Origin of the sequence: Mucilaginibacter sp., from assembly GCF_036383575.1 — a bacterium.
Lineage (GTDB): Bacteria > Bacteroidota > Bacteroidia > Sphingobacteriales > Sphingobacteriaceae > Mucilaginibacter.
The window spans coordinates 1-3,511 of sequence record NZ_DASVOB010000723.1 but is presented as its reverse complement, the minus strand read 5'-3'; the positions used below and the strand labels follow the sequence as shown (position 1 = coordinate 3,511).

Genomic DNA, 3,511 nt, shown 5'->3' with positions numbered 1-3,511 from the left:
GGAACCGCACTGGCCGAAACACTTTGCCATCCATTTGGCTGGTCAGCAGGGATCTGCTTGCCGCCGTTCCAGGGCTCCTGGTGACTTGCCTTACGACCAGCATGCGCCAGTTGTGTACCGGGAACAGCGCCTTGTGCCTTTATAAAATCGGTGATCTGTTTTAGTTTTTCGATGTGTTCGTCTTTGTATATACCCAAATCGGCAAAGGTAATGCGGCCTTCGGAAGATACTGCTGTGGCCTCGGTAATGATAAGCCCTACACCGCCTGTAGCAAAGCTGCCAAGGTGTACCAGGTGCCAGTCGTTAGCGAAACCATCCTCGCTCGAATATTCGCACATAGGTGATACTACGATGCGGTTTTTTAGTTCTATATTTTTTATTTTAAGGGGAGAAAATAGTGTAGACATTGTTGTTTGTTTTTACAAATATGCTCAAAACAAGCAGTGTGCAGGTACTGTTTTTGTAAAATAACAGGAACGATAATAAAATGATATTGCGGTGAGTTTGGCGGCAGAAAAATGTCTGAATCAATATTTGAAGAATTATAGAATTTTCAGAATAAGGTCATTCTTAAGTGCCAAATTTTGCGATATGCGGTAAAATATTACTTTTACCGCCATGTCTACTATAACAACACGCTTAGCAACTTTTAATGATATCCCCGAATTACAGGAACTGATAGCACTTTCTGTGCGCGGTTTGAGTCCCAATTATTATGATCAGCAACAAATTGAAAGTGCCATCAAGTACATTTTTGGTGTAGATACACAACTGGTTACGGATGGTACCTATTTCGTGGCCGAAATAGATGGTGTTACTGTTGGCTGCGGAGGCTGGAGCAAACGCAACACCCTTTACGGCGGCGATCAGCATAAAGAAACTGAAGATCCATTGCTCGACCCTAACCACGATGCCGCCAGGATCAGGGCATTTTTTGTTCATCCCGATTATGCCCGCCGGGGTATAGGAAGTTATATCATGAAGGTTTGTGAAACCGCAGCGGAGGATAACGGTTTTAAAAGCCTGCAATTAGGGGCAACATTACCAGGTGTGCCGCTTTATGAGGCTATGGGATATAAAGCAATGGAAAATATTGATCAGCCTATGCCCGATGGTGTGATATTGCCTTTGGTTAAGATGTTTAAGCTTCTATAGCTTAGAGATAGATGCAGGTTTAATATTAAACTGTCTGTTTCGGCGTTATAGCTAAAACCAAGCCCGCAATCATGTTCAGGAAAATACTGGTATCCGTAATTTTATTGATAACTGTAACATCGGCATACGCCCAAACGGCCGAAGATACTTATAATAAATACCTCGATTTTAATTTGGCGCGCTTACAAGGTGAACAGGATAAGGCAATGGACCTGTCCCGGCAGATCATGCAGGATACAGCTAAGTTAGCTGCCAAAGTGAAGATCAATTTTTTTAATTCACTGGCTAAGCTTTATGAAGATGATAATCAAAGTGTAAATGCAATACCCCTATACGAGCGCGTTGTCGCTGCCGAACCTGATTATTATGTAGCCCACCGGGCTTTGGGATATTTGTATCTCAAAAACTTCCCCGATGCCGATAAGCTTTTAAATAATCCATCTACAGACGCCGAATATATTAAGGCTGTGAAGAAGGCATTGCCCCAGTTGGAGAAAGCCCAGGCCTGTGACGCCGATGACAGTACGCTTACGCTGATCAAAACGCTTTATAAAAATATTGGAGATGCTACCGGGTTAAGCGGACTGGATAAACGTTTGAAAGTTTTGAAAGGGAGGTGTGAGGATATTTTGAGTGATTAGTATAAAAGGTGATTAGTGTAAAATATGTCATTGCGAGGAGCTTGCCGGGATAGCAGCTTGGGGGCGACGTGGCAATCGCATGCTATACAGGGCGACTATGCTTCCGTGCGGTTGCCGCGCTGCGCTCGCAATGACATGGTTGGTCAATTATTTACCTCTTACTTCTGCCTGAAACTATCACCAATAAATGCTAATGCATCGGTAATGCCGGTGCGCCAGTAAGTCCAGGTGTGGGCACCATCGCGGATGCGGAATTCGTGAGGCACTTTCTTTTCCGTGAGAGCTATATGCAGCAGGCTGTTCCCTTTGCTTAGGGCGTCGTCATCGCCACAGTCTATCCAATAACGCACGTCATTTAAATCATCCGTTGTTTTGCTTTGAACCAAACCCAATATGGAGTTAGCCTGCCAGGTTGCATTAAGTCGTTCCTTCCCTTTAAGCTCGGGGCCGAATACTTTGCTATAAACTTCTTTCCAACGTTCATCGGTTACAGCCATAAAATCATCGTCGCTGCGTACCGCCGCACTCAAGGCTGCTGCTGCCGAAAACATTTTGGGGTGTTTAAGGCTGTATACCAATGTCCCAAATCCGCCCATGGAAAGGCCTGCTACACCGCGATATTCTTTAGTGCCTTTTATGCGGTATTCTCTTTCGATAGCCGGTATAAACTCCTGAAAAAAGAAATCTTCGTAGTTTAACTTGCCGTTATAGGCATTGATATAAAAGCTTGTTCCCCCGTCGGGCATTACAATGATCATCGGGGGAATGGTACCATCGGCAATGGCTTTATCGGCATAGCGGTTAATTTCGCCAAATTGCAGCCAGCCGGTATGGTCATCGCCGTAACCATGCAGCAGGTATACTACAGGGTAGCTGCGGTTTGATGTTTCATAATCGGCAGGCAGGTATACCGCGTATTTTACGTTATGATTTAAAATATCGCTTTTTACGTATTGCTCTTCAATTACCTTGCCGGTAGTTTGTGCAAACGTATTTACAGAAACTAACAATAAGCAAACCAGCAAAATCCTTTTTATAATACTCATATTCTAATTTATTCAATCAAATTATCATTTGCATATCTGCACATCTGAAATCTGCACATTTAAAAACTACTTCTGCCTGAAACTGTCGCCAATAAATTGCAGGGCATTGATAATGCCGGTGCGCCAGTAAGTCCAGGTGTGAGCGCCATCACGTACGCGAAACTCATGCGGTACATTTTTTTCGGTAAGGGCGATGTGCAGGAGGCAGTTGCCTTTACTCAGAAAATCGTCGTCACCGCAATCTATCCAGTATCTTACAGATTTAAGTTCGTCGGTAGTTTTAGTTTGTACCAGGTTTAAAACCGAATTGCTTTGCCATGCACTGTTCACCCTGTCTTTGCCTCTTAAACCACGTCCATATAGCTGCGCGAATATCTTGTCATAAGTATCATCAGGAGTGCCAATAAGCTGATCGTCGGGAAATACAGCAGCGCTTAAAGCCGCACCTGCCGCAAACAGATCAGGGTGTTTAAGCGTATAGATCATCGGTCCATAACCACCCATTGAAAGACCTGCTATACCGCGGTACTTTTTTTCGGCTTTAACGCGACATACTTTTTCAATATGCGGTATAAATTCTTTGAAGAAAAAATCCTCATATTTCTCCTTGCCATCGTAAGAGTTGATGTACCAGCTCGAATCAGCATTAGGCATAACAATGATCATCGG

General features: G+C 43.9%; 4 protein-coding genes and 1 pseudogene. 2 read left to right on the top strand and 3 right to left on the bottom strand.

The window, feature by feature from the left end:
* Positions 1-407: pseudogene (locus VF500_RS25915) on the bottom strand (oxidoreductase); the annotation flags it as partial.
* Between the two features lie 211 nt (positions 408-618).
* Here VF500_RS25915 and VF500_RS25910 point away from each other — a divergent pair.
* Positions 619-1,155 carry a GNAT family N-acetyltransferase gene (locus VF500_RS25910; protein ID WP_330862437.1) on the top strand — a complete coding sequence of 179 codons (537 nt, stop codon included), beginning with the start codon at positions 619-621 and terminating at the stop codon, positions 1,153-1,155.
* Between the two features lie 71 nt (positions 1,156-1,226).
* The gene (locus VF500_RS25905; RefSeq protein ID WP_330862435.1) at positions 1,227-1,796 is read left to right on the top strand and encodes a hypothetical protein; all 570 of its coding nucleotides are present in this window, start codon (positions 1,227-1,229) and stop codon (positions 1,794-1,796) included.
* A gap of 158 nt (positions 1,797-1,954) precedes the next feature.
* Here VF500_RS25905 and VF500_RS25900 read toward each other — a convergent pair whose 3' ends face one another.
* Complete coding sequence (locus VF500_RS25900; protein ID WP_330862434.1) at positions 1,955-2,842, bottom strand: alpha/beta hydrolase; 888 nt, start codon at positions 2,840-2,842, stop codon at positions 1,955-1,957.
* Between the two features lie 66 nt (positions 2,843-2,908).
* A partial coding sequence (locus VF500_RS25895; RefSeq protein ID WP_330862433.1) for an alpha/beta hydrolase occupies positions 2,909-3,511 on the bottom strand: 603 nt, incomplete at its 5' end.